The sequence below is a fragment of the Sphaerisporangium sp. NPDC049457 genome, from assembly GCF_055586705.1.
In genome coordinates this window covers 258595-282124 of record NZ_JBVJHR010000015.1, presented here as the reverse complement: position 1 = coordinate 282124, position 23530 = coordinate 258595, and the positions used below count along the sequence as shown (strand labels likewise).

Below are 23530 nucleotides of genomic sequence, written 5' to 3'. Positions count from 1 at the left end.
GGTTCGCCGAGCGGGCAGGCCGGCTGCGGGAGCGCGACCTCGACCTACTGCGGGCGCTGGTGCGTCCAGAGGGCTACGTCCCCAACTTCCTGGTGCCGCCGCCGGGTCGCCGTTCCTCGACCTTCGCGGACGCGCTGGCGCAGATCGCCGACGCCGATCCGGAGATCGTGGCGCAGGAGCTGGCGCACCTGGCGGCCCACCCGGTCGCCCAGCAGGGGCCCGGCCGCGAAGCGCGGCGAGCCCTGCTCCAGGCGCTGGTGGACCGGCCGGATGCGGGTATCGGCCCCGTCACGGAGGCGCTCGAGGCGTACCACCGGGTCGCGATCGCCCCAGACTGGCCGCGGATCAATGCGTTACTCGACGACGACATCGCCTACCGGCTCGATGCCCTGGCCGACGGCGGCGTCGACCGGATGATGAGCAACCTGCACCCGTCGGTAACGTTCGCCGACCAGACGCTCAGAATCGTCAAGTACTACGAGGGCCACGCCGACTGCGGCGGGCGCGGCTTGTTCCTCGTGCCGTGCGCCTTCGCCTGGCCGGACGTCCTGGTGCGGACCGCGCAGCCAGATGCCCCCAGCGTCTCCTACTCCCCGCGCGGCCTCGGCCGGCTCTGGGAGCCGCACCCCGAGCAGACCGGCTCGGCGCTCGCCGGCGTCCTCGGGCAGACCCGCGCCGCCCTGCTGGCCCAGCTCGACCTGCCGATGTCGACCAGCCAGGCCGCCACTCAGATGGCGCTCTCCGCGCCGACGCTCAGCGCGCACCTCCAGGCGCTGCGTGCCGCCGGGCTGCTGACCTCGCGGCGGGTGGGCCGGCAGGTGCTCTACTCGCGGACCGAACTCGGTGACCTGCTGCTCAGCGCGGCAAGCCGCCAGCCCGACGCCTGAGCCGCATATGCGCGACGGTGTCGCGCCGCACTCGAACGCTCGCTTCCTTCATGCAGCGGGATGGGAAATCCTTGGGGTTTGCCCAGACAGGGGGTGAAGGCACGAGTGGCCGGCGCTCCAGCCTGCCCGAGGAGGTCGCCCACCTGGGCCAGGGGGCCGGCCCGTCCTCGGCCGAGGCGTAGCTCGTCACCTGCCGCCGGAGGTTCCGCCGACCTTGCAGGCGCGGGCCGTTCCGCTGCGACGGCCTGCGACGCGGTTCAGTGATTGTCGTTCTGCACAGTTTCCTATACAGTTTTCGCATGACTGTTCTCCATGATGCGACCGAGCTCACGGTCACCGAGGCTGCGCAGCGCGGGGTGGCCCGCCTGGTGGCCGATGCGGAGCATGGGACAGATTTGGTGGTGACCCGTCGGCATCAGCCGGTCGCAGCGGTCGTGAGCATGCGGCGTCTCAACGAGCTGGAAGAGGCCGCGGCCGATCTACGCGATCTGGCGCTGGTTCTCGTACGGGCGGCGACCGACACCGGGCGACGGACGTCGATCGATGATGTCCTTTCCGCCTTCGGGCATACCCGTGAGTCGCTGGCCGCGCTTCCGGATGACGACGAATAGCGGTGTCCGACGTCGTATTCACCGACCCGGCCGTCGACGATCTCCGTAAAATCGGCCCGGACGCGGTTCCCAAGATTCTGAAGAAAATTCTTCTGTTGCTGGAGAACCCCGAGGCCGGTTACCCACTAGGTGGGGAACTCACCGGATTCCGCAAGCTTGTCGTCGGCCGGAACACCTGGCGGGTCGTCTATCGGATCACCGATGACAAGGCGGTCGAAATCTGTGAGATCTGGGCAGTCGGCGAGAGGGCCGACGCGGAGGTCTACGCCGAGGCCAAGGCGCGAGTCCGGGCGGCCGGCGGTTCGCGTCCCGATCTCGTCCGCCTCGGCGAGGTCATCGACCGCCTCGGAACTCTGACCGACCACATCCACATCGACGAGCCACCTGCACGAGAGCCGGTCCCCGACTGGCTCGCCAATCGCTTGATCTACACAGTCGGCATGGCCCGCGAGGATGTAGCGGCACTCGATCTGGAGAAAGCCGTCGATCTATGGACGGAGTTCCGCTCGGGGTCCCGTTAGCCCGGAGTCGCCGTTCAGGTCCTCGGCGGTGCGTATCTCGTCAAGCGGCGCCGACCATTCGATGCGATCAGTTGGGCGATGGTTCAGCCGGGAGATGCCTTCCTTGAGGACAACGGGGAGATCCTGGAGTACCACGACGTGGACGAGGCCGAGAGGCTGGTCATCGCCATGACGACGGGCGAGCTGGAAGCGGCTTTCACTGGTATGGCCGGGCGAAGCTCGCCAACCTCGCATACACCCTGGACCTGGCGGAGCGGCTGCGAGGCACGGGCATCTCGGTTTTCGCGGCCGATCCCGGCGGCGCGGCCACCACGATGACCGACAGCACCATGCGGACGCCGAAAATCGTCTCGCCGGGGCTGCGGCTGCTCAGGCCGTTGGTCGTACAGTCCCGGTGGTAAGAGCGTGGGGCCGAGTCAGTCGACCAGGCCGGCGCGGTAGGCGGCGATGGCCACCTGTACGCGGTTCGTGACGGCGAGCTTGTCGAACAGGTGGGAGATGTGGCTCTTGACCGTGGCCTCGCTCATGTTCAGCCGGGCTGCGATCTCGGCGTTCGAGCGGCCGAGCCCGACCTCGGTGAGCACCTCGCGCTCGCGGCCGGTCAGGGCCTCCAGCCGGGCGAGTGCGTCACGGCGGCGCCGAATGGGCTGGTCGGTGGTGAGCCGGTGGATCAGCCGCCGAGTGACCCGCGGGGACAGCATCGAGTCGCCGCCGTGCGCGAGGCGGATCGCCTGGATCAGGTCGTGCGGCGCGGTGTCCTTGAGCAGGAACCCGCAGGCTCCGGCCTCCAGGGCGGTGAAGACGTGCTCGTCGCTGTCGAACGTGGTGAGGATGATCACCGCGGGCGGCCGGGCGAGCCGGCGGATGGCCCCGGTGGCGGCCAGGCCGTCGTACCGGGGCATCCTGACGTCCATCAGGACGACGTCGGGCCCCAGACGGCGGACCGCGTCGACGGCCTGGTCGCCGTCCTCGGCCTCGCCCACGACCTCCACGTCGGGTGCGGACTCGATGATGAACCGCAGCCCCGCGCGGATCAGCGGCTCGTCGTCAACCAGCAGTGTCCTGATCATGTGATCCCCCCGGGGATGCGTCCGCGGCGTGCCACGGCAGCCGGCCCTCAAGACGCCAGCCTCCCGCATCGTCCGGACCGCCGCGCACCGTTCCGCCGATCAGCCGGAAACGCTCCGCCAGCCCCACCAGACCGACCCCGGCGCCGGTCTCCAGGCTCGGCCGGGACGAGCGTCCGTTGGCGACCGCGATCATGACACCGTCTTCCCTGCTCCCGGTCGCCGTGATCGTGACCGGGGCCCCGTGGGCGTGCTTGTGCGCATTGGTCAGGCCCTCCTGGACGAGGCGATGCGCGGCCCTGGCCGTTTCCAATGGCCACGTGCCGATATCGCCGTGCAGGGTGACGGTCCCGCCGGCCGATACCCAGGAGTCGGCCAGCCGCCGCAGGTCGGGGAAGCCGTCGTCGTCATCGTCGGCCCCGGCGCGCAGCACGCCGAGGATCTTGCGCAGCTCTTCGAGGGCCTCCTGCGCGCTGACCCTGATCAGCGCCGCCTCCCGCTCGACGCGCTCGGGCCCCGCGCTCGCGTTCACCTCCAGGCCGCCGGCGTGCAGCGAGATGAGCGTCACCTTGTGCGCGAGCACGTCGTGCATCTCCCGGGCGATCCGGCGGCGCTCGGCGGACCTCGCCTGCTCGTTGCGCAGACGCTGCTCGGTCTCGGCGCGTTCGGCGCGCTCGCGCAGCGATCGGGTCAGCTCGCGGCGGGTGGTGACGTACGCCCCTGTCGCGAGCGCGACCCCGGTGGCGGTCGCCGCCGAGATCAGCGCGTCCGTGCCCGATCGGCCGCCGTCCACCCACTGCTGGGCCAGGAACCCGGCCACGCCGATCGCCGCCAGCGCCGGGAAACGCGTGCTCGCGCCGGAGAACAAGCTGATCAGCAGCGGCCCCGGATTGCCCGACAGCACGAACGCGCCCGCCCCGGCGACGGCCACCGCGACCGGCCACCGGCCCCGGAACCACACCGCACCCGTGCCTGCCAGCCCGGCGGCGGCGATGACGGGTGGCGGCAGCGGCGCCCACGGCGTCCTGACCGCCAGGACGGTGAGGAACAGACAGAGCGCCACGGCGGCCGCGCTGATCGTGTGCGGCCCGAGCGCGGCCACCCGCCGCAGCGCCGCGCGGTACGACAGCATCGGTCCAGCGTAGCCAGGGCGGTGGCGCGCCACCTCATACCAGGGTCGATGCCGGACGCCGGGCTTATCCGACTTTCTTCTGACACGCCGGTGGCCGCGATGGCGATGCGGCCGCGCCATCGCCGGCCGCATCGTGGATGGCCTCGACAAGGTCAGGAGTCCTCCCGTGTATGTCTTCCGTTCGATGCTCGTCGCGGTGTGCGCGGCGGCGGTGTCCGTCGCGTTGTGCGCGGCGCTGATGATCCTCGTGCCGCGTCCCGCCGCGGCGGCCACCGATCTTCCGGACGAACGTGCTCTCGCGGACTTCTTCGACGCCGCGATGGCCGACGGGCTGGCGGTGAACCACGTGCCGGGCGCGGTCGTCTCGGTGGTGGGCGGTGGGAAGACGCTCTTCAGCAAGGGGTACGGACTGGCCGACGTCGAGAACCGCAGGCCCTTCGACCCCGGCACCTCAATGGTCCGCATCGCCTCGATCACCAAGCTGTTCACCTGGACCGCGGTGATGCAGCAGGTCCAGCGGGGCAAGCTGGACCTTGACGCGGACGTGAACCGCTACCTTGCCGCGTTCCGGATCCCCGCGACCTACCCCCGGCCGATCACGCTGCAGGACCTGATGGACCACACGGCCGGGTTCGAGGACCGCACGATCGGCGTGGGGTCGCGGAGCAAGGACGACGTGCCGCCCTTGGCCCGTTATCTCGCCGACAACATGCCCGCGCGGGTGCGCCCGCCCGGCGAGGTGTCGGCGTACTCGAACTATGGGGCGGCGCTGGCCGGGCACATCGTGTCGCGGGTGAGCGGGCAGCCGTATGACGAGTACGTGCGCGAGCACATCCTCGACCCGCTCGCGATGCGGCACAGCACGGCCGCCGAGCCCGTCCCCGCCCCGCTGGCCGCGGATCTGGCGCGCAGCTACGACTACGAGGGCGGGGCGTATCGGCGCAAGCCGTTCGTCTTCGACAACCTCGCCCCCGACGGGTCGATCAGCGCCACCGCGAACGACATGGCCCACTTCATGATCGCCCACCTGCGGGACGGACGCTTCGGCGACCGGCGCATCCTGGACGAGCCGACGGCCCGGCTCATGCACCGGCGGACGTTCGCGGCCGATCCGCGCATCGACGGGTACGCCCACGGGTTCAAGGAGCAGACGCTCAACGGGCATCGTGTGATCATGCACGACGGCGGCTGGGAGGGCTTCCAGAGCGCGTTGCTGCTGGTGCCCGACGCCGACCTCGGACTGTTCGTCTCCATGAACGGTCTGGGCGGGGGCGACGCCGCCACCGAGATCATTCCTGCCTTCTTCGACCGCTTCCTGCCCGGAAAGCGCGCCGTGCCCGACGGCGGCGCTCATGTCATGCCGGTCGAAGGCTTCTACAAGCCGACCCGGTCCGCCGAGTCCAGCATCGAGAAGGTGGTCGCCCTGACCGGTTCCACCCGGCTGCGGGTGGAGGGCGGGAAGCTCATTTTCAGGGGCTCGACGTGGAGCCCGCTGGGACCCGGGTTGTACCGGCAGGACGGCGGCACTCAGCGGCTGGCGCTGGTGACCGGCGGGAGCGGCGCCGCGTACGTGGCCACGGACGGTCCCGCCTACCAACGCGTTCCCTGGTGGGACACCCCGCCGGTCAACGTCGTCATCGTCCTGCTGTTCGCCGTGACGGCCCTGACCGCCGTACTCGGCCTGCCGGTGGCCGCCGTGGTCCGCCTCTTCCGGGCCAAGAAGCGTCCCGTTCCGCGTGTCTGGCGCGCCGGACGTGTCCTGACCGGGCTTGCCGCCGCGGTCGGACTGGTGTTCGTGGTGCTGTTCACGCTGGTCCTGACCGGCGACACGAGCATCCTGTACGGCGTGCCGGCCAACGTCCAGGCCCTCCTCGTGCTGCCGCTGCTGATCCTCGCACTCACCGTCGCCGCGATCGCCACCACCGTGAGGGCCTGGCGGCGCGCGAGCGTCCTGGCCCGCGGCCACCAGGTGGTCGTGCTGGCGGGGCTGCTCGCCCTCCTGTGGTTCTGCCAGCACTGGAACCTGCTCGGCCGTCACCTGTGATCAAGGTCAGTGGCGGCGTAGCACGCCCAGGAGGATCGCGGTCAGGGCCACCTTCAGGGCGGCCATCACGATGTAGCCCGCGCTGGCAGGAGGCGCCGGCTCGCCGCGTGCGTGGGAGAGGAGCGCCGATCCGTGAGGGGGCGGGTGATTTACTACTTCTAGTAGTAAGATTGCTTCATGAGTCTGCCTGAACGCGCCTTCCCGCCAGGTGAGGGGCCCGCGGCCAAGGTCAGCGTCTCCCTGCGCGCCGGTAACATCCGTGCCGTCAAGGAACGTGTCGGTGCCCGCGGCTTCTCGGCCTACGTGGATGCCGCCGTGGAGCGTCAGATCGAGCGGGATCTGTTGGAGGAGGCGCTTCAGGCCAACGAACAAGAGAACGGCCCGATCCCGCAGCACCTCCGTGACGAGGCGGAGGATCTGTTCCGCAGCGTGAAATCCGCTCCCGAACTACAGGAGGACGGCAGATGGCACGCGCACGGAGCAAACTGAGCGCCGGGACCGTCATCCTGGACTCCGAAGGCCTCTCCAAATGGTGTGCGGCCGATCAGCGTGTCACCGCGATCATCCGAGAGGCGCAGAGCAACGATTTCCGCGTCGCCGTGAGCGCTCTCACTCCTCTCGAAGCATTCGACGCTCGGGTGACGAACGACCGCCTGCGATGGCACCTGTCGCGCCTGCGTGTGGAGCCGGTGACCGAGGATCTCTCCGTCCACGCGCTGGAACTGCTCCGTGCCGCCGGCCTGCACGGCCACAAGTACGCGATCGACGCCGTCGTGGCCGCGACCGCCCTCCGCTCCGCCCGCCCGGTCATCATCCTCACCTCAGACGAAGACGACATGAGCAGGCTCTGCGGCAAAGCCGTCCGTCTGGTGCGGGTATAGCGCCGACGAGTTATCGGGCACGAACTTCGCACGTTTGACCGACCGGGTCCAGGTCAGGAGTCAGATCGACCTGTTACCCGGGAGGAACCTCGATGACGACCGCGAAGCGGGCCGGCCGGCGGCTGGAGGGTGCGGCCCGGCGCGTGGCCGACCACCCCGTCCTGGAGAAGCTGGCCAAAGTCGGATTCGCCGCGCGCGGCGTCCTGTACGCGATCATCGGGCTGGTCGCGCTCCAGATCGCCTTCGGCAGGGGTGGGGAGGCCGACAAGAGCAGTGCGATCCACATCGTGCGCGACGCGCCTGTCGGTGACACCCTGCTCTGGGTCATGGCCGTCGGCCTGGCCGCGTTGACGGTCTGGCACCTCTCCGAGGCCATCTGGGGCCGGCCCGAGGTCCGTTATCGCGTCGAGTCCATCGCCAAGGCCGCCGTCTACATCGCCCTGGTGTTCTCGATGGTGGCTCTGCTCACTCAGAACAAGGCCGCCTCCTCGACCGACAGCCAGTCGCAGGATGCCGCCAAGGCGCTGTTCGAGCTGCCCGGCGGCCAGATCCTGGTCGCCCTGATAGCGCTCGCGTTGATCGGCTTCGGCGTGTCCTGGATACACGAGGGGTGGACCGGGAGGTTCATGCGGGACATGCACGTGGCCGAGCCGCGCGCCCACGCTCTCGTGGTCATCATCGGCAAGGTCGGCCATGTCGCCCGTGGCGTCATCGCTCTCGCCGCCGGCGCGCTGATCGGCCGGGCGGCCCTCACGTACGACCCCGGCAAGGCGGTCGGCATCGATGGGGCGCTCAAGTCGCTCGCCGACACCCCGACCGGTCCGTGGCTGCTCGTCGCGGTCGCCGTCGGCTTGGTGCTGTTCGCCGTCTACTGCTTCGCGGAGGCCCGCTGGCATCGGGTGTGAGCCGGGCCGCGCGCCTGAATCCCGGCACCGGGCTCACCCTGCTCCGCCGTATCCGTTCGTCAGCCGCCGCCGTGGCGCCGGTCGCCTGCCGTGTCGGCATGCCGCTTGGCGGGTGCGGGTGCGGGTGCGGGTGCGGCGTGCGGCTCCGGCTCACGGTCGTCGCCGGCGTCCGCGATGACTTTCAGGCGGCGTAATCGCCCTTCATGCCCGGCTATGGGGGTGAACACGATCATCAGTGGTCCGGCCGGGGGCTGCAGCGGGTAGGCGTCCCATTCGACGGCGATGTCACCGACGCGCGGGTGCTGGAAGGTCTTGGCGCCGTGGACGCCCTCCCTGACGTCGTGCCGCGCCCATAACCGGCGGAACTCGGGGCTGCACATGCTCAGCTCATCGACGATCGCGACCGCTCGTGGATGCTCGGGATCGGTGGCGACCGCGGCGCGCAGCATGCCGATGTAGTCGGACGCCATGGCTTCCCAGCCGGGGCAGCGCGGCTGGAACTCCTCATGGAACAGTGTGAGGAGCACGTTGCGCCGGTCCGGTGGAATCTTTCGGGGATCGCCGAGCAGCGCCGCGGTCAGCCTGTTCCAGGCGAGCATGTCGAGATGCCGGGTGGCCACGAACGCCGGCAGGTCTATCGCCTCCAGCAGCAGCCTGGCGTTCCTCGGCACCCGGTCGGCCGCACGGAGGGCCGGCGGTCGGGGTCTGCGCGCCAGCTGCGCCAGCCTCATCAGGTGACGTCGTTCCACCTCGTCCAGGGCGAGCGCGTCGGCGATCGAATCCAGTATCGCGTCGGAGGGCCGCACGTTCCTGCCCTGTTCCAGGCGCTGGTAGTAGTCGGTGCTCAGCCCGGCCAGCGCCGCGACCTCTTCGCGCCGCAGTCCCTCGACCTTCCGCCTCGGGCCGGGCTCCAGCCCGAGGTCCTTCGGGGTCGTCCTCTCACGTCGAGAGCGGAGGAACGTCCCGAGCTCCCGGGCCGCCGCCCGCTCGTTGACCATGGTTGATTTTCGCATCACCGCCGCACCGTGAGGGCGGCCGGTTCGGACGGACTGATGTCCGAGTGCCGCTACGACGACGCGTCCGAGGTGTGCGGAGCCGCCCGGTTCGCCGCGACTGCCGGCAACGACGCCTTTTCCTGCAACAGCGCTGAAATCTCACCGGGTTCCGCACTGCAACCACGCCATCGGCCATACTGCCGGCCGGCGACTCCGGGACGGGGCAGGAGCCGTATCGGCATCCAGTCCTGCGGGTATTCCGAACGACCGCACGCGCCTTCTGCCGCCCCATAGCGCAGGAGCGCGGCCTCTTGGTGGGCATGGCAAACCCAGGTTCAGAAGATCCAGGGACCCCACCGCCGCCGACCCTACAGTCGGCGGCACGACGTCAACTCGCCGTGGGCGAAGGATCCGCGTCCAGCACCCGATCGATGGGAGTCGAGTTGTGAACCTCAGGACACGCATCGCCGTCGTCGCAGTCGTGGCCGCCTCCAGCGCCGGACTGCTCGCCACCCCGGCGCATGCGGCCCGGCTGATCAGCACCTTCGCGAACAGCGAGGCCGGCGGGATCTTCTGCCACGCTGTGGAGAACTACTTCGAGGACAAGAAGGCCCAGGAAGAAGGGCATTCCGGAGACTGGTACCACTGCGAGCAGACACCTGCCAACTGGCTCCTCTATGAACGCTGAGTCGTTTTCGGCCTTCGGCGGACCGGCGGATCGCATCGACACACGCCGGCCGGCGCCCCGAGTGAGTCGTCCATAGGTCTGACCACCGGTGAATCCTGCCCCTCCCCAGCCTCGGGCCGCATCTCCCCCTGGATGCGGCCCGAGGCGTACGGCATCCGTCCCTCCCTGCAGGCGTGTAGCACGGCGGGTGTGGCCTGCCCGCCCGGGGCGAGGTCCGGTAGGCGTGGATCGGCGACGGCCGGGAGCGGTCAGGCGGCGTGGGCCCCGGCTCGGGGATCCACCGGGATCTCAAGGACGATGGCGCGGGCGCCGTCGGCGTCGGTGAGGTGTTCCTCCAGGGTTGGGCCGACGACGGCGAGACGGTGGCGGTGCAGCCAGTCGAACAGGTCATACCCGGCTCTCACCACGCCCGCAGAGGAGGGGACGAGGGCTCGTACGACGGTGCGGGCGGGGAGGGTGAGCGCGTCGCCCGCCTCTTCGGTGGTCACCGCGGCGGCGAACCCGCCCGACGGCCGTCCGCGAAGCCAGGTCAGCAGGGCCGCCGGTGGTTCCGAGCAGAGGGTGGCCAGGTCGGCGGGATGGTCCAGACGCATGTGGTGGACGCGTAACCGGCGCGGGCCCACTGCGGCCTGGCAGGGCAGGACGGACATGGGCGTGGCCAGGTGGTCCTCGGCATGGGCCGCGGTCGAGGCCAGCGCGTCGATGTCACGCCGGATGTTCGCCACGACCTCGGTGAGCGCCTGGCGGAGCTGCGCGTCGGGGGCGTCCAGCAGATCGGCGATCCGACGCAGCGGCAGGCCGAGGCGCCGCAGTCCGCGGATGCGTTCGAGCCGGGACAGCTCGGCCACGCCGTACCGGCGATAGCCGGTGGTGCGGTCCACTGCGGCGGGGACCAGTAAGCCGATCTTGTCGTAGTGGCGCAGGGTGCGTTCGGATACGCCGACCATGTGCGCCAGTTGTCCGATCCGCCACATGGTGTCCCCTCTCGATGGCGGGTTGACATTGTCCCTGCGTCAGGGTTCTAGCGTCCGTCCATGACCGATCCGAACCCTTCGCACCGGCTCACCGGTGTGCTGCTGCTGACCTCGCTGGCAACCATGATCGCCGGTACCGCCATCGCGGTGCCATCGGGGTTGACCCTGAGTCCGTCCGACCCCGGGGCCGTACTGGCGGCGGTGGGCGAGCAGGCCGGGCCGCACATGACCGAGTTGGCGCTGGACGTGCTGGGCTGGCTGGCACTGACCGCGGCGGGGCTGGCGATGGCCGCTCGCCCTGCCGAGGCGTCCAGAGGGCACCTGGTGACGCAGGCGGGCGGCCTGCTGGCCGCCGCCGGGCTGGCGGGCCTGCTCCATGACGCGGGAAACCTGGCACTGACCCAGCTGGCCGCCCGCCCGGGTGCTCCGGGGGCCGTCACCGTGGCCTCGGCGGTCCTGCTCACCGCCAAATGGCTGGTAGACCTGGCGGGGCTGCTGTGGGTCGCCGCGACGGCGGCCGCCGCGTTCGGCATCCCGATGCCCGCCGGGCTTCGCGCGGCCGGCCTGATCGCCGCGCTTTCCGGCCTGGCGGCGGTCGCCCTCCCGTGGACGACCGGAACGGAGGGATCCACGGTGGCGCTCGAACAGACCGGGTACGCCCTCCACCTGCCGGTCATGATCTGGTACGGCGTCCTGGGATGGCGGTATCTGCGTCGGACGCGGCTCGGTCTCAGCCGGTGCGCTGGAGCAGGAGGGTGACGAAGCCGAGGATTCCCCGGTAGCCGTGCAGCCACATGTCGCGGTGCTCCAGGGCGGCGGCGCGGGCCGCGTCGGCGTCCGGGCCGGGGTTCTCGTTCGCCCAGCGCAGGAGGGTCCCCGTCCAGGACCACTCGTACTCATCCCATTCCGACAGATCGCTGGTGTACCCGTAGACCGTGTCGAAGCCGGCGGATTCGGCGGCGGCGACGGTGCCGGGCAGGTCGCGCAGCTCGCCCGGCTCGGCGCCCAGCCGGGTGAGCGCCTCCGGCGTCGGCTCGCGCTCCCAGAACTGCTCGCCGATGAGCGCCAGCCCGTTCGGCCGCAGGTAGCGGCGCACGTGCTCGACGGTGGGGCCGAGCCCGCCGAACGCGTGCGTCGCTCCGACGCAGATCACCAGGTCGTACCGCTCGGCCACGGGGAAGTCGGCGGCCGGCCGCTCGTGCAGCCGGATGCGCTCCCAGACGCCCTGGACCTCCGCGTTCACCTCGGCCGCCCGTAGCGCGTCGGCGGAGATGTCGACGCCGTCGGCGGTCGCGTCCTCGTACAGCGCCAGCGCCCGCAGCGTCCAGGCCGCCTCACCGCAGCCGAGGTCGAGGATCCTCGCCCCTTCGGGCAGCCTGGCCCGGCGCAGCAGCCGGGTCACGTGCGCGCCGGAGACCGGCGCGGCGATGGAGTGGTCCCGATGGGCGAGGTGACTGATGAACTGGCGATCCATGGCACCAATCTGTCGTAACACGCGGCGGCCTCGCGACACATCGCCGTGATCTCCAAGCCGGATTCCCCGGACGCCGTCACATCGCGTCCGCCACCGATGAGTTCTCGCGGGATGGCGGCTCTGTACCTGTAGCCGTCCCAGTACAAGGAGAAGAGGATGACTCTTCCGCGTACGACGTCCCGCGAGGAGTAACTCGTGTCGGGTCACTCGCCGGGCGGGAAGATCGCCGAGCGGCTGACCTCCGCCCAGCGTGCGGCTTCGGCGGCGCGGGCGCGGGACGATGTCTCCGCCAGTTGCACCGCGTCCGCCCCGAGGAGCAGGCGCAGCGGCGGCTCGTCGAGGTCGGCGATGTCGAGGATGATCTGTGCCGCTCGCGCGGGGTCGCCCGGCGCGGTCGCGTCGAAGCCGGCGCGGCGGCGGTTCATCGCGCCGACGGTCTCCTCGTAGTCGGGCCCGACGGGCGGGATCTGCATGGAGGACCCGGCCCAGTCGGTGCGGAACGCTCCCGGCTCGATGATGGTGACCTTGATGCCCAGCGGCTTGACCTCGTTGTTGAGCACTTCGGAGAAGCCTTCGACGGCGAACTTCGCCGACTGGTAGGCGGCGAGCCCGGGGGACCCGCCCACGCGTCCGCCGATGGAGGAGAACTGCACGATGTGGCCGGAACGCTGGGCGCGCAGCACCGGCAGGGCGGCCTTCGTGACGTTGACGACGCCGAAGAAGTTGGCTTCGACCTGCGCGCGGAAGTCCTCGTCCGGGGTCTCCTCGATGGGGGAGGAGTTGGCGTAGCCGGCGTTGTTCACCACGACGTCGAGCGCGCCGAACGCGTCGACGGCGAGCCGCACGGCGGCACGTGCCGCGGCCGCGTCGGTGACGTCGAGCGCGAACGTCCGCACGTCGTCGCCGTACTTCCGCACGAGGTCGTCGAGCTGCTCCGGCCGCCGGGCGGTGGCGACGACCTTGTTGCCGCGGGCCAGCGCGGCCTCCGCGAGTTCGCGCCCGAAGCCGCGTGAGCCGCCGGTGATGAGCCAGGTCCTGTTCATGCACGTTCCTCTTGTCCTGTCGCCACTTCGAGCGCGCCGTCCGCTTACCGGGAGGCGCCCCGCTATATGTCACAGCGATGTGGCGCTAAGAGCTGTATATGTCGCGCTCCTGGTGAAGTCAAATGGTGATGTGCTACAGCGATGGCCTGAAGGCGGGTACACTGACGGCGTTATGAGAGCTGACGCCGCACGCAACCTCGACGCGGTCCTGCGTACCGGCGCCCGCCTGCTGGCCGAGGACCCGGCGACCAGCATGGGAGCGATCGCCGCGGAGGCCGGTGTCGACCGGCGAACCGTCTACCGCCGCTTCCCCACCCGCGAGGCGCTGCTGACCGCCGTCTTCCACGCGAAACTCGACTCCTCCCAGCGGGTCCTGGACGAGGCCCGGCTCGTCGAGGCCCCGGTGGCGGTGGCCCTGCACCGGTACGTGGAGGGCATCGTCCCGGTCAGCCGCGAGTGGCCGCTGGACGTGCGCCGCATGATGCACGCCGATCCGGCCGCGAGCGTCCGCAGGGAGGAACTGAGCGGCCGGCTCGACCGGTTCGTCCAGCGGGCGGCCGACGAGGGCCTGCTACGCGCCGACGTGCCGGTCGCCTGGGCGCGCGCCATGCTCGACCACCTCGTCGACACCGCCGCCCACCGGTTCCCCCGGCTCGACCCCCCTCAGGCCGCCGACCTCGTCGTCGACACCTTCCTCAACGGCGTCGGCCGCCGCTAGCCGCACGCTCGCGGGCCGCGACGTCGAAGACCCCCTCATACCGTGATGACGACCTTGCCGGGGGCGTGGCCTTGTTCCACGTAACTGATCGCGGCGGGGATCTCCTCGAACGGGTAGCTGCGGTCGATGACCGGGGTGACGCTTCCGTCCTCGATGAGCCGGGTCAGCGTCATGAGGTTGCGCTTGTTCTCCTCGCAGCGGACCACGTCCGCCGAGACCATGCGCTGGGACACGAACGGCGCGACCGCGAGCGCCGAGAACACGTGGCCGGCGGGCTGCAGCCAGCGTCCAGGCTGGCCGCCGACGGCGACGTAGGCGCCCTTGGGCCTCAGCACCCGGCGGCACGCCAGTCCTGAGCGGCTCCCCGCGTTGTCGAGCAGCAGGTCGTAGCGCCGTCCCCTCCGAGTGAAGTCCTCCTTGGTGTAGTCGACGACCTCGTCCGCGCCGATCGAACGGACGAGGTCCACGTTGCGCGTGCTGCAGACGCCGGTGACCTTGGCGCCGAGCGCACGGGCGATCTGCACGGCGAACGTGCCCACGCCGCCCGAGGCCCCGTTGATGAGAACCTCGTCCCCGGTCCGCATCCGTCCCGCGTCGCGCAGGGCGATCAGGGCGGTGTTGGCCGCCATCGGCACCGCGGCCGCCTGCTCGAACGAGAGGTTCTTCGGCTTCGGCGCCAGTTCGTCCTCCTGGACGCACACGTACTGGGCGAAGCCGCCCTGCTTGGGCATCGCGAACACCTCGTCGCCGGGACGAAACCGCGTCACGTTCCCGCCGACCGCCTCCACCTGCCCCGCGATGTCGGCGCCCAGAATCTCGATCTTCGACCTGCGCAGCCCGACGGTGCCGCCCATCAGCCGCGCGAGGTAGGGCTCTCCTCTCATGTGGTGCCAGTCGTAGGGCTGGACGGAGGTGGCGCGCACCCGGACCAGCACCTCGTCGTCGCCGGGCACGGGATCGGCCACGTCGGTGAGGTCGAGGACGTCGGGTGGGCCGTACGAGCGTAGGACGAAGGCTTTCATGGCATTCTCCTCATCAACGGATGGCGAGAATCAATGTAGAAAGCCGGCATCCCCCGCTCATCAGCCGAAAGTACGCCCATTGCGTGGATGATCGGCCAGGGGAAATGGGGCCGGTCCGCCGATGATCCGCCATAGCCTCGCTTGCCACGATCGGCTCATGACCCACGAGAGCCCGACGGCACGCCCCCCGCTCCCTCCGATCCCCCCGCTGCCACGGTCGCCGCGAGGCGGCCGGCCGACGGCCGGGCGGAACCGGCCGGAGAACTCCGCCAGAGCCGCCCGCCCGAAGGCAGGGTGGCTCGTGCCCGCCTCGCTGATCCTGCTCAGCGCCGTTCCCGTGATCGCCGGGGCCGTTCGGATGACCGAGCTGACCAGCGACGGTTCTGTGATCACGCCGGAGAACGCCCGCTTCTTCGCGGCGCCGCTGCCGGTGGTGCTGCACATCATCGGCGTCACCGTGTACAGCCTCCTCGGGGCCTTCCAGTTCGCCCCCGGATTCCGCCTGCGCAGGCCCGGCTGGCATCGCGTCGCCGGGCGGCTCCTGGTCCCGTGCGGACTCCTCGCGGGGCTCACCGGTCTGGAGATGACGCTCTTCTATCCCCGTCCCGTGGGTGACGGTGATCTCGTGGCCGCCTTCCGGCTGGTGTTCGGCACGGCCATGGTCGTGTCCATCGTCCTGGGCCTCGCCGCGATCAGGCGGCGGGACATCGCCCGGCACCGCGCCTGGATGATCCGCGGCTACGCGATCGGTCTGGGCGCGGGCACGCAGGCGCTGACCCACGCGCCCTACTTCGCGATCGTCGGCACGCCGGGCGAGCTTGCGAGGGCGCTCCTCATGGCCGCGGGCTGGGTGATCAACCTCGCCGTGGCGGAATGGGTCATCCGCAGGAGTCGGCCGGCCCGCCGGCCCCGTACTCCGGCCGGACGGTGAAGCCGGGCCCTCGGACGGTGGAGCCGGGTCCCCGGACGGTGAAAAAGGGCCCTCGGGCGGTGCGGCCGGGCACTAACGATGTCTTTGCGGTGGGTTGTGCGGGTCGGTGAAGGGGACGCGGTGCGTCTCATAGGCCCACATGGCGATCTCGACGCGGTTGCGGGCGCCGAGCTTGGCCATCAGGCTGGCGATGTGCGTCTTCACGGTGCTGAGCGAGATGTGAAGATCAACGGCGATCTCGGTGTTGGTGCGTCCACGCGCCACGGTCACCAGCACCTGTTCCTCACGGTCGGTGAGCGGCTCGATGGGACGCGCCGGCGGTGTGGCGGGCCCGCTGCGGGCGAAGGTGCCGAGCAGCCGTGCGGTGATGCTCGGCGCGATGAGCGCGTCGCCGTCGGCGGCGGCGTGGACGGCCTGCGAGAGCAGCTCCGCGCCGGCGTTCTTCAGCAGGAAGCCCCGGGCGCCGGCCCGGAGGGCGGCGTAGACGTACTCGTCGAGGTCGAAGGTGGTGATGACCACGACGGCGAGAGGGTCCGCGACGCCCGGTCCGGCGAGCAGGCGGGTGGCCTCGATGCCGTCCAGGCCGGGCATGCGGATGTCGAACAGGCACACGTCGGGGCGCAGGCGCCGTGCGAGTTCGACGGCGCGCCGCCCGTCGGCGGCCTCGCCGACGACCTCGATGCCCGGCTGGGCGTCGAGGATCATCGCCAGCCCGGTGCGGACGATCTCCTGGTCGTCGGCGACGACCACCGTGACGCTCATGCCGGCGCCCCCTTCAGCGGCAGCATGGCGGTCACCGTCCAGCCGCCCCCGGGGTCGGGGCCGGCCTCGCAGGTGCCGCCGAGCAGGCCGGCGCGTTCGGCCATGCCGATCAGCCCGTATCCGGACGGCGCGGCGGGCCGGGTGGGGCCGGTGTCGCCGTCGTCGTGCACGCGCAGGCGTACCGCCGTGTCGTCGGCGGTGACGGCGACCTCGACGCGGGTGGCGTGACGCGCGTGCCGGATGGCGTTGGTGACCGACTCCTGGGCGAGACGGTAGATCGTGGCCTCGACCGAAGGAGGGATGCCGCCGAGGTCGCCCGTCGTCCGCACCTCGACGGCGGGGCCGGAGCGGCCCGGGCTCGCGAGCTGTCCGAGGTCGGCGATGCGCCGGCCGGGCGTCAGATCGGCCGGCTCGTCATGGCGCAGGACGCGGACCATGGCGCGCATCTCGTCCAGCGCGCGCGCCGCCTCCGCCTCGATCACGCGGAGCGCCTCGGCCGCGGCGTCCGGGCGCGACGCGGAGGTGGCGAGGCCCGCCTGCGCGCGGATCGCCATCGCCGAGACGTGGTGGGCGACGGTGTCGTGCAGATCGCGCGCCAGCTGCTCGCGTTCGAGCAGTTTGACCTGGTCGAGCTCGCGCATCCTCGCCCTGGCCCGGTAGCGGAACGCCGCGCCCAGGGTGGTGGCCGTGCACATGACGGTGAACGCGCTGACGGCGTCGGCGGCCTGCATGCGGTGCGAGGCGATCGCGATGGACACCGAGAAGAACATGATGGCCGCCCCGGCGACGGCCTCGCGTCCGGACGCCCACCGGGCCAGCGCGTACACCAGGCACAACACGAACGCCATGGTGTAGGTCTCAGGAGCCTCTCCGCCGGTGAACAGCGGGGCAGCGTTCGTGGTGCAGAAGACGATCGCGAGCATGAGCAGCGGCCGGGTGCGGCGCCACAACAGCGTGGGCACCAGCGCCAGGGTGACGGCGACCGAGAAGGCCCGCCACGGAAGCTCGGGACGCACGACCCCTTCGACCACCGTGAGCGATGCGAGCGCGCCCACGAGCACCCAGTCTCGCCACACCCGTCGCGGCGGGTTCGGGGGACGGGGCTCGTCCCACACCGAGCGAATGAGGCCGCGCACGAAGTCATGGTACGAGAGCACGCGCCGCCGCGGACCGCCCTGAAGGAGGACATGTGCCCAACCGCCGTCCCCTGGTCCGGCCGCCCCCCGGTCGGGCGGCCATCCGCTCAGCCCGCGCCCGCCGCATTGGCCTCAGTGCCGCGCCCGGTCAACTGTTCCTCGACGCCGCGCCCGCCCCGGCGCCGCATCCTTGCTCAGCGCCGTGCCGGCCTCAGGCGTCCTTCCTCAGGAGGGAGCGCACCAGTGCGGTGGTCTCTCTGGGGGCCGTTTTCGGGCTTCCGGCGTCGAAGGGCGGCTGGGGGGCGTATTCCAGGCCGAGCTGGATCGCCATGGCCACTTCCTCGCCCGCCAGCAAGGACGCCAGGTGGAGCGACATGTCGATGCCGGCCAGCGCGCCGGCCGACGTGACGATCTTGCCGTCCTGGACGAAGCGCTCGTCGACCGGCCGCGCTCCGAACCCGGCGAGCAGGTCGTGGGCGACCCAGTGCGTGGTCGCCCTGACTCCGTGCAGCAGGCCGGCCGCGCCGAGCGTGAGCGAGCCCACGCACACCGATGCGGTCCAGGTGGTGGCAGGGTGGGCCGTCCGCACGTAGCGGATCAGCGCCGGGTCCGCCGTGCTCCGCTGCACGTCCTGGGTGCCCGGCACCACCAGGACGTCCGGCCTGGGCAGGTCGGCGAACGAGGCGGTGGCGGTCAGCGTGACCCCCTCGTCGGCGACGACGCCCGGCCGCTCGGCGACGAAGGTGACCGTGGCGCCGGGGATGTTGCGCAGGACGAAGTACGGTCCCAGGGCGTCCACGGCGTCGTAGCCGGCGTACAGGGGGATGGCGATGCGCATGTCAGACGTCCTTGCGATGGAAATGGAACCTGCGCCGGTACTCGCCCGGCGAGATCTTGAGATGGCGCTGGAAGACGCGGTAAAGGGTTTCCGGGGTCCCGAGGCCGACGCGGGCGGCGACGCGGTCGAGCGGCTCGTCGCCGGTCTCCAGCAGGCGTCCGGCCGCCGCCGTCCGCGCGTGTTCGACGTAGCGCGCGGGTGACATGCCGATCTCGGCCCGGAAGACGCGCGAGAAGTGGCGGACGCTCATGCTGACCCGTCCCGCGAGCGCCTCCACCGACAGGTCGGCCCGGAGGTTCTCCTCGATCCATCCCTGAAGGTCGCGCAGCGGCTCGCGCTTCGGCGTGCGCGCTATCAGCGGCGTGCTGAACTGGCTCTGCCCGCCCGGCCGCTGCAGGTAGACCACCAGCCACCGGGAGATCTCCCTTGCGAGGTCGTGTCCGTGGTCGTGGGCGACGAGGGCGAGGGCGAGGTCGATGCCCGAGGTGACCCCCGCCGAGGTCCACACGTCGCCGTCGCGTACGTAGATGCGGTCGGCGTCCACCTGGACGTCCGGATGCTCGCGGGCGAGCAGGCCGCCCACCGCCCAGTGGGTGGTCGCCCGCCGTCCTTTCAGCAGGCCGGCCTCGGCCAGGAGCAACGTGCCCGAGCAGATGGACCCGATGCGACCCGACTCCCCGGCGAGCCTGCGTATCTCCGGGACCAGTCCGGGGGTGTCGGCGATCGCCGAACGGGCCGGGAGGCCGCCGACGACCAGAAGCGTGTCGACCGGACCCCGCACGCTCGCAAGTGGCGTCTCGGCGGCCACGGTGACACCGGACAACGAGCGCACGGCGCCCGCGTGGACGGCCGCGACCTCGACGCGGTAGTCGGCGCCGGGGCGCAGCAGGCCGGCCGCCGAGAAGACGTCGGCCGGCCCCGCGAGGTCGAGCAACTGGAAGCCGTCGAAGAGCACGATGACGACGCGTTGGGACATGCCGCCATACTTGGCGACCGCGGGGAATGGCCGCAAGGACACATACCTTGCAGATCGGGCCATCGCCCGCCGAGCGCGCCCGACATCAGCGACTATGTCCCGGATGCCATCGAAGATCCTCTCGTTGGGCGTGGCGAGATCGGTCAGAGGGGCGGGTAGGCGTTCTCCACCAGCATCGCGAACTGGTCGTGATGCCAGTCGCCCTTGGCGGGCGCGTTGGGCATGGCGTTGGTCGGCTGGGTCTGGTCGTACCGGTTCATGGCGGAGGGGTCGCACATCCGGTCGACGAGCCGGTCGGTGTCCGGAGGCAGCAAGGGGCCGCCGGCGCCGTCGGACTCGCCCGGCGGCTTGATCCACAGGTAGGCGTCGACGGCGGGCAGCGGGTTCGCGACGGGCCGGGCGCCGAGACCTGCCCCCTTCTGGTTGCACGGGCTGACCCGGTAGGGGCGCCGGTCCAGGCGGCTCTCGTCCACGTAGGTGTTCACGTCGCCGGAGATGCTCACGCGGACCGGCCGGGCCGGCCCTCCCCAGCCGTTGCGCGAGGTGTCGATCACGATGCCGATGGAGGAGGGGAAGCCTCTGGCGATGAGCGTGTTCCGCATCGCCGAGGCGTAGTCCCGTTCGTCAAAGTTGGGGTTCCAGTCGAAGAACCGGCTGGACCTGACCTGGACTCCGCCGAAGGTCAGGTACGGGTCGGGCAGGTAGATCTCCTCGGTCGGGATGTAGTCGGCGACGTTCGTGGCGATGCCGTCCAGGCTGCTCAGCCCGGCGGTCGTGCTCCGTACGGTCTCGGTGATGATGTCGGCGAGCGGCGTGAAGTTCGTCTCCCAGCCGACCCAGCCCGAGTGGGCGGCGTCGAGATAGGTGTAGACGTTGGGCAGGGGCGAGAGCTTGTCCAGGGCGTACCTGATCCCCGACTGGTAGACGCCCGACTGCCCTACCAGCGCGCACGAGATGGTGTTCCTGCCGGTGACGAGATGGGCCAGCGAACGCGGCTCGATGATCGTCGCGATGCGCAACCGGCGGTACTTCTGCTTGGCGACGATGGCGGCGATGGCGTCGATGAACTCGGTCTTGTACCGGCTCAGGCCTTCGGAGTCGTGCAGTTCGGCGTCCGAGACCAGGGACCAGCAGTCCTTGTCCGGCAGGTCGTACAGCACCAGGGTGACGTAGCCGGCGTTCTGCGCCAGCGCCGCGTCCAGATGGTCCTCCAGGGTCGTGGTGACGCCGGCGCCGCCGGTGACCTTGGCGATGCGGTCCAGCCAGACGGCGGTGGGCACGGTCTTCAGGCCGCGCATCCGCGCGGCCGTGCTGCCGCCGGCCGCCGCGGCGGAGCTTTCGACATTGGCGGCCCAGTCTTCGTTGACGTACCCGGCGACGCCCATGAACGGGTTGTCCACCGGGGTCTCCGGCGTGGGGCTCGGCGTGGGCGAGGGGGTGGCCTCGTCGTCGTCCTGCTCGGTGGCGGACCACAGCACGGCGCTGCTGCCGGTGATCTGGCTGCTGCGGGAGTCGAAGGTCGCCGAGCCGTTCACCGTGTCGTCGTCCTCGGCGGCGGCGACGACGATCATCTGTGGGATGTCCCAGTTCGCCGGGGTGAAGGTCAGCGTCGGCCCAGCGGTGAGGTCCGGGTCGCCGGCCACCCGGGCGGTGCCGACGATGACGTTGCCCGGCGGCTGCCGGTTGAGCCGCACCTGGACGCTCGCCGTGCCCCCCTCCGGCACGGTGAGCGACGAGGGCGAGATGAGGATCTTCAGCGGCGCGGGCGTGGGCGTGGCGCTCGGCGAGACGCTGGGACTGGGACTGGGGGAGGGACTGGGGCTCGGGACCAGGATGACCTTGCACGGCACGCCGTTGATCGCGAAGTCCGTCGGCGGCGGGTTGCTGTCCGTCCAGGACCCGTTGAAGCCGATGGTGAAGGAGCCGGCCGGACCCCAGGACTGTCCCTTGGCGGTGACACGGGCCCCCGACTGGCTCCACTGGGCCGCCCAGCCCTGGGTGATCCGCTGAGAGCCGGGGAAGGTGAAGGTCAGCGTCCAGTTGACGACCGGTTCGCTGTTCTTGACGGCGACGGTGGCCGTGAAGCCGCCCGACCCGGTGCCCCACTGGTAACTGGTGTAGGTCACCTCGCAGGTGAGGGCCGCGTCGGCGGCGGTCATCGTGCCGGTGACGAGCCCTGCGGCGGCGAGCGCGGTGGCCGTGACCGCGACGAGGATCCTGCGCCGTAATCGGCCGTTGCCCAGTCTCATGAAAGATCATCTCCATGACGTGGCCGGCCCGGCCGGGTCGCCGTGCCGGCGCGACGGCCGCTCAAGTCCCATCCGGCCCGGCGTGAGGCGGTGGCGTTCCCGGGCTCGGTGCCCTGTTAGAGATGTACAACAGCGGGCGGCCGGCGCGCCCTCACGGACGGCGGCGGCGGGGCGGACGGCCGGGCGCGGGCGCGCGGGCGACTTCGGCACCTCGGAGAACGCGGCCGGACCACGCGTGAGGCGGCGCGGAACGCGGTGAAACGTTCAGCTCACGCCGGACGCCGCAGCCTCGGCGGGCGCACTCCCTGACCGGACGGCGCGGGTCTGCTCCTCTTCGGGCCGGGCGGTGGCCGGCTTCCGCTCCGGCTCGCTGTCTGGCGGGACCGCGCACGTCTCCCCCTCGGGCCGGGCGGCCCGGACGAAGGTGACGTCGTCCAGCGGCACCGCGCGACCGGCGGCGTCCACGAAGGCCACGGTGAGGCGTTCGCCGGTGGCGCGGCTGCGGCGTTCGTAGGCCGGGCCGGCCTCGGGCGGGCGGTGGTGGTCTCCCCACTGCTGAAGGGACCCGAGGACGACGCGCAGCTCCTCGCCCGCGGGCGTGAGGTGGTAGCCGTTGCGCGCGCGCCTGCCGGGCTCGCTGTACGGGCGCCGCTCAAGGATGCCGGCGTCGACCAGGCGCGCCAGGCGGTCGGTGAGCAGGTCGGTGGAGATGCCGAGGCCGGCCTGGAAGTCACCGAACCGGCTGCTGCCCCGGAACGCGTCGCGCAGGATCAGCACGCTCCACGGGTCTCCCATCACTTCGAGGCTGCGCTGGATCGAGCACTCGGCGTCCAGCATGGCGCGGCGGGTCGTCCTTCTCACGCCTCCAGCCTACTCTCACTTGCTTTTTCCAAGCTAGCTGCTAGCTTGGCTGAACCAAGCCAGCTCGGACTACTGCATGAATTCGCAGGTCAGGAGCTGGAGAACGCATAGGAGGTACGAAGACATGGACATCGAGAACGCCGTGGCCGTGGTGACCGGCGGCAACCGCGGCCTCGGCCGCTCCCTCGTCACGCAGCTGCTCGAACGCGGCGCCAAGGTGTACGCGGCGGCCCGCAGGCCCGAGACCGTCGACGTGCCCGGCGCGGTGCCGCTGCGCCTGGACATCACCGACCCCGAATCGGTGGCGCAGGCCGCCCGCGTCGCCACCGACGCCACGCTGCTGATCAACAACGCCGGCGTCTCGACCCACGCCGGGCTGATCGGGGGCGACTTCGACGACGTCCGCCTGGAGATGGAGACCCACTACTTCGGCACCCTCGCCGCGACGCGCGCGTTCGCGCCGGTCATCGAGGCCAACGGCGGCGGCGCCATCCTCAACGTGCTGTCGGTGCTCTCGTGGCTGCACGTCCCCGCCTACGGCGGCTACAGCGTCGCCAAGGCCGCCGCCTGGGCGATGACCAACGTGGTCCGCCAGGAACTGGCCGCCAATGGCATCCAGGTCTCCAGCCTGCACGTCGGCTACATGGACACCGACATGGCCTCCTACGTCGCCCCGGAGAACAAGATCGACCCGGCCGCGGTGGCCGCGGCCGCCCTGGACGGCATCGCCGCCGGCACGCCGGAGATCATCGTCGACGAGCTCAGCCGCACCCACAAGCAGAACCTCTCGACGCTCCTGGTCTGAGCACGGAGCG

The 23530-nt window shown here is 71.0% G+C and carries 25 protein-coding genes; 12 read left to right on the top strand and 13 right to left on the bottom strand.

The features are described 5' to 3' along the window. From ACZ6QO_RS24345 to ACZ6QO_RS24335, 3 genes are all read left to right on the top strand, one after another. The coding region (locus ACZ6QO_RS24345; protein WP_465853889.1) for a DUF5937 family protein at positions 1-887 on the top strand (887 nt) is incomplete at its 5' end. A gap of 299 nt (positions 888-1186) precedes the next feature. Then, a complete protein-coding gene (locus tag ACZ6QO_RS24340; RefSeq protein ID WP_465853888.1) occupies positions 1187-1498 on the top strand; it encodes a type II toxin-antitoxin system prevent-host-death family antitoxin in 312 nt (103 codons plus the stop codon). 2 nt (positions 1499-1500) lie between these two features. Then, on the top strand, positions 1501-2019 hold the full coding sequence (locus tag ACZ6QO_RS24335; RefSeq protein ID WP_465853887.1) for a type II toxin-antitoxin system RelE family toxin: 519 nt from the start codon (positions 1501-1503) through the stop codon (positions 2017-2019). A gap of 416 nt (positions 2020-2435) precedes the next feature. On the opposite strand, the gene ACZ6QO_RS24330 is transcribed toward ACZ6QO_RS24335, so the two are convergent. Both ACZ6QO_RS24330 and ACZ6QO_RS24325 read right to left on the bottom strand, forming a co-directional pair. Then, the gene (locus ACZ6QO_RS24330; RefSeq protein WP_465853886.1) at positions 2436-3089 is read right to left on the bottom strand and encodes a response regulator transcription factor; all 654 of its coding nucleotides are present in this window, start codon (positions 3087-3089) and stop codon (positions 2436-2438) included. Further along, entirely contained in the window at positions 3067-4218 is a 1152-nt protein-coding gene (locus ACZ6QO_RS24325; protein WP_465853885.1) for a sensor histidine kinase, read from the bottom strand. The genes ACZ6QO_RS24330 and ACZ6QO_RS24325 overlap by 23 nt, the downstream gene beginning before the upstream one ends. Positions 4219-4384: 166 nt before the next feature. On the opposite strand from ACZ6QO_RS24325, the gene ACZ6QO_RS24320 reads away from it, so the two are divergent. The 4 genes from ACZ6QO_RS24320 to ACZ6QO_RS24305 all read left to right on the top strand — a co-directional run bounded on the left by ACZ6QO_RS24320 (position 4385) and on the right by ACZ6QO_RS24305 (position 8048). Further along, entirely contained in the window at positions 4385-6262 is a 1878-nt protein-coding gene (locus ACZ6QO_RS24320; protein ID WP_465853884.1) for a serine hydrolase domain-containing protein, read from the top strand. Positions 6263-6439: 177 nt separating this feature from the next. Beyond that, the gene (locus ACZ6QO_RS24315; protein ID WP_465853883.1) at positions 6440-6751 is read left to right on the top strand and encodes a hypothetical protein; all 312 of its coding nucleotides are present in this window, start codon (positions 6440-6442) and stop codon (positions 6749-6751) included. Then, positions 6727-7143 carry a PIN domain-containing protein gene (locus tag ACZ6QO_RS24310; RefSeq protein ID WP_465853882.1) on the top strand — a complete coding sequence of 139 codons (417 nt, stop codon included), beginning with the start codon at positions 6727-6729 and terminating at the stop codon, positions 7141-7143. The genes ACZ6QO_RS24315 and ACZ6QO_RS24310 overlap by 25 nt, the downstream gene beginning before the upstream one ends. Before the next feature lie 92 nt (positions 7144-7235). After that, positions 7236-8048 carry a DUF1206 domain-containing protein gene (locus tag ACZ6QO_RS24305; protein WP_465853881.1) on the top strand — a complete coding sequence of 271 codons (813 nt, stop codon included), beginning with the start codon at positions 7236-7238 and terminating at the stop codon, positions 8046-8048. 59 nt (positions 8049-8107) lie between these two features. Here the strand turns inward: ACZ6QO_RS24305 and ACZ6QO_RS24300 are convergent, their stop codons facing one another. Beyond that, positions 8108-9061, bottom strand: a complete 954-nt coding sequence (locus ACZ6QO_RS24300) for a helix-turn-helix transcriptional regulator (RefSeq protein ID WP_465853880.1) — start codon at positions 9059-9061, stop codon at positions 8108-8110. A 427-nt stretch (positions 9062-9488) separates the two neighbouring features. Between ACZ6QO_RS24300 and ACZ6QO_RS24295 the strand changes: the two genes are divergently transcribed. Further along, complete coding sequence (locus ACZ6QO_RS24295) at positions 9489-9731, top strand: hypothetical protein (RefSeq protein WP_465853879.1); 243 nt, start codon at positions 9489-9491, stop codon at positions 9729-9731. A gap of 248 nt (positions 9732-9979) precedes the next feature. Here ACZ6QO_RS24295 and ACZ6QO_RS24290 read toward each other — a convergent pair whose 3' ends face one another. After that, complete coding sequence (locus ACZ6QO_RS24290; RefSeq protein ID WP_465853878.1) at positions 9980-10705, bottom strand: MerR family transcriptional regulator; 726 nt, start codon at positions 10703-10705, stop codon at positions 9980-9982. Between the two features lie 60 nt (positions 10706-10765). Between ACZ6QO_RS24290 and ACZ6QO_RS24285 the strand changes: the two genes are divergently transcribed. Beyond that, positions 10766-11464 carry a hypothetical protein gene (locus tag ACZ6QO_RS24285; protein ID WP_465853877.1) on the top strand — a complete coding sequence of 233 codons (699 nt, stop codon included), beginning with the start codon at positions 10766-10768 and terminating at the stop codon, positions 11462-11464. On the opposite strand, the gene ACZ6QO_RS24280 is transcribed toward ACZ6QO_RS24285, so the two are convergent. Both ACZ6QO_RS24280 and ACZ6QO_RS24275 read right to left on the bottom strand, forming a co-directional pair. Next, a complete protein-coding gene (locus ACZ6QO_RS24280) occupies positions 11436-12179 on the bottom strand; it encodes an SAM-dependent methyltransferase (RefSeq protein ID WP_465853876.1) in 744 nt (247 codons plus the stop codon). The genes ACZ6QO_RS24285 and ACZ6QO_RS24280 overlap by 29 nt on opposite strands. A gap of 203 nt (positions 12180-12382) precedes the next feature. Then, positions 12383-13222: an oxidoreductase gene (locus tag ACZ6QO_RS24275; RefSeq protein WP_465853875.1), complete on the bottom strand. Its 840-nt coding sequence runs from the start codon at positions 13220-13222 to the stop codon at positions 12383-12385. Between the two features lie 172 nt (positions 13223-13394). Here ACZ6QO_RS24275 and ACZ6QO_RS24270 point away from each other — a divergent pair, with 172 nt between their 5' ends. Then, a complete protein-coding gene (locus tag ACZ6QO_RS24270) occupies positions 13395-13940 on the top strand; it encodes a TetR/AcrR family transcriptional regulator (RefSeq protein WP_465853874.1) in 546 nt (181 codons plus the stop codon). A 35-nt stretch (positions 13941-13975) separates the two neighbouring features. Here ACZ6QO_RS24270 and ACZ6QO_RS24265 read toward each other — a convergent pair whose 3' ends face one another. Then, entirely contained in the window at positions 13976-14962 is a 987-nt protein-coding gene (locus ACZ6QO_RS24265) for an NAD(P)-dependent alcohol dehydrogenase (protein ID WP_465853873.1), read from the bottom strand. 301 nt (positions 14963-15263) lie between these two features. Between ACZ6QO_RS24265 and ACZ6QO_RS24260 the strand changes: the two genes are divergently transcribed. Beyond that, on the top strand, positions 15264-15893 hold the full coding sequence (locus ACZ6QO_RS24260) for a DUF2306 domain-containing protein (protein WP_465853872.1): 630 nt from the start codon (positions 15264-15266) through the stop codon (positions 15891-15893). A gap of 72 nt (positions 15894-15965) precedes the next feature. Here ACZ6QO_RS24260 and ACZ6QO_RS24255 read toward each other — a convergent pair whose 3' ends face one another. From ACZ6QO_RS24255 to ACZ6QO_RS24230, 6 genes are all read right to left on the bottom strand, one after another. Further along, positions 15966-16655 carry a response regulator gene (locus ACZ6QO_RS24255; protein ID WP_465853871.1) on the bottom strand — a complete coding sequence of 230 codons (690 nt, stop codon included), beginning with the start codon at positions 16653-16655 and terminating at the stop codon, positions 15966-15968. Continuing rightward, positions 16652-17791 carry a sensor histidine kinase gene (locus ACZ6QO_RS24250; RefSeq protein ID WP_465853870.1) on the bottom strand — a complete coding sequence of 380 codons (1140 nt, stop codon included), beginning with the start codon at positions 17789-17791 and terminating at the stop codon, positions 16652-16654. Before ACZ6QO_RS24250 ends, ACZ6QO_RS24255 begins: the two co-directional genes overlap by 4 nt. 211 nt (positions 17792-18002) lie before the next feature. Continuing rightward, on the bottom strand, positions 18003-18629 hold the full coding sequence (locus ACZ6QO_RS24245) for a DJ-1/PfpI family protein (protein ID WP_465853869.1): 627 nt from the start codon (positions 18627-18629) through the stop codon (positions 18003-18005). A gap of 1 nt (position 18630) precedes the next feature. Next, positions 18631-19605 carry a GlxA family transcriptional regulator gene (locus ACZ6QO_RS24240; protein WP_465853868.1) on the bottom strand — a complete coding sequence of 325 codons (975 nt, stop codon included), beginning with the start codon at positions 19603-19605 and terminating at the stop codon, positions 18631-18633. Between the two features lie 143 nt (positions 19606-19748). After that, positions 19749-21854: a glycoside hydrolase family 6 protein gene (locus tag ACZ6QO_RS24235; RefSeq protein ID WP_465853867.1), complete on the bottom strand. Its 2106-nt coding sequence runs from the start codon at positions 21852-21854 to the stop codon at positions 19749-19751. A 264-nt stretch (positions 21855-22118) separates the two neighbouring features. Then, on the bottom strand, positions 22119-22715 hold the full coding sequence (locus tag ACZ6QO_RS24230; protein WP_465853866.1) for a winged helix-turn-helix transcriptional regulator: 597 nt from the start codon (positions 22713-22715) through the stop codon (positions 22119-22121). A 124-nt stretch (positions 22716-22839) separates the two neighbouring features. Here ACZ6QO_RS24230 and ACZ6QO_RS24225 point away from each other — a divergent pair, with 124 nt between their 5' ends. Then, positions 22840-23520, top strand: coding sequence for an SDR family oxidoreductase (locus ACZ6QO_RS24225; protein WP_465853865.1), 681 nt, complete (start codon positions 22840-22842; stop codon positions 23518-23520). The last annotated feature ends 10 nt before the right edge of the window (positions 23521-23530 follow it).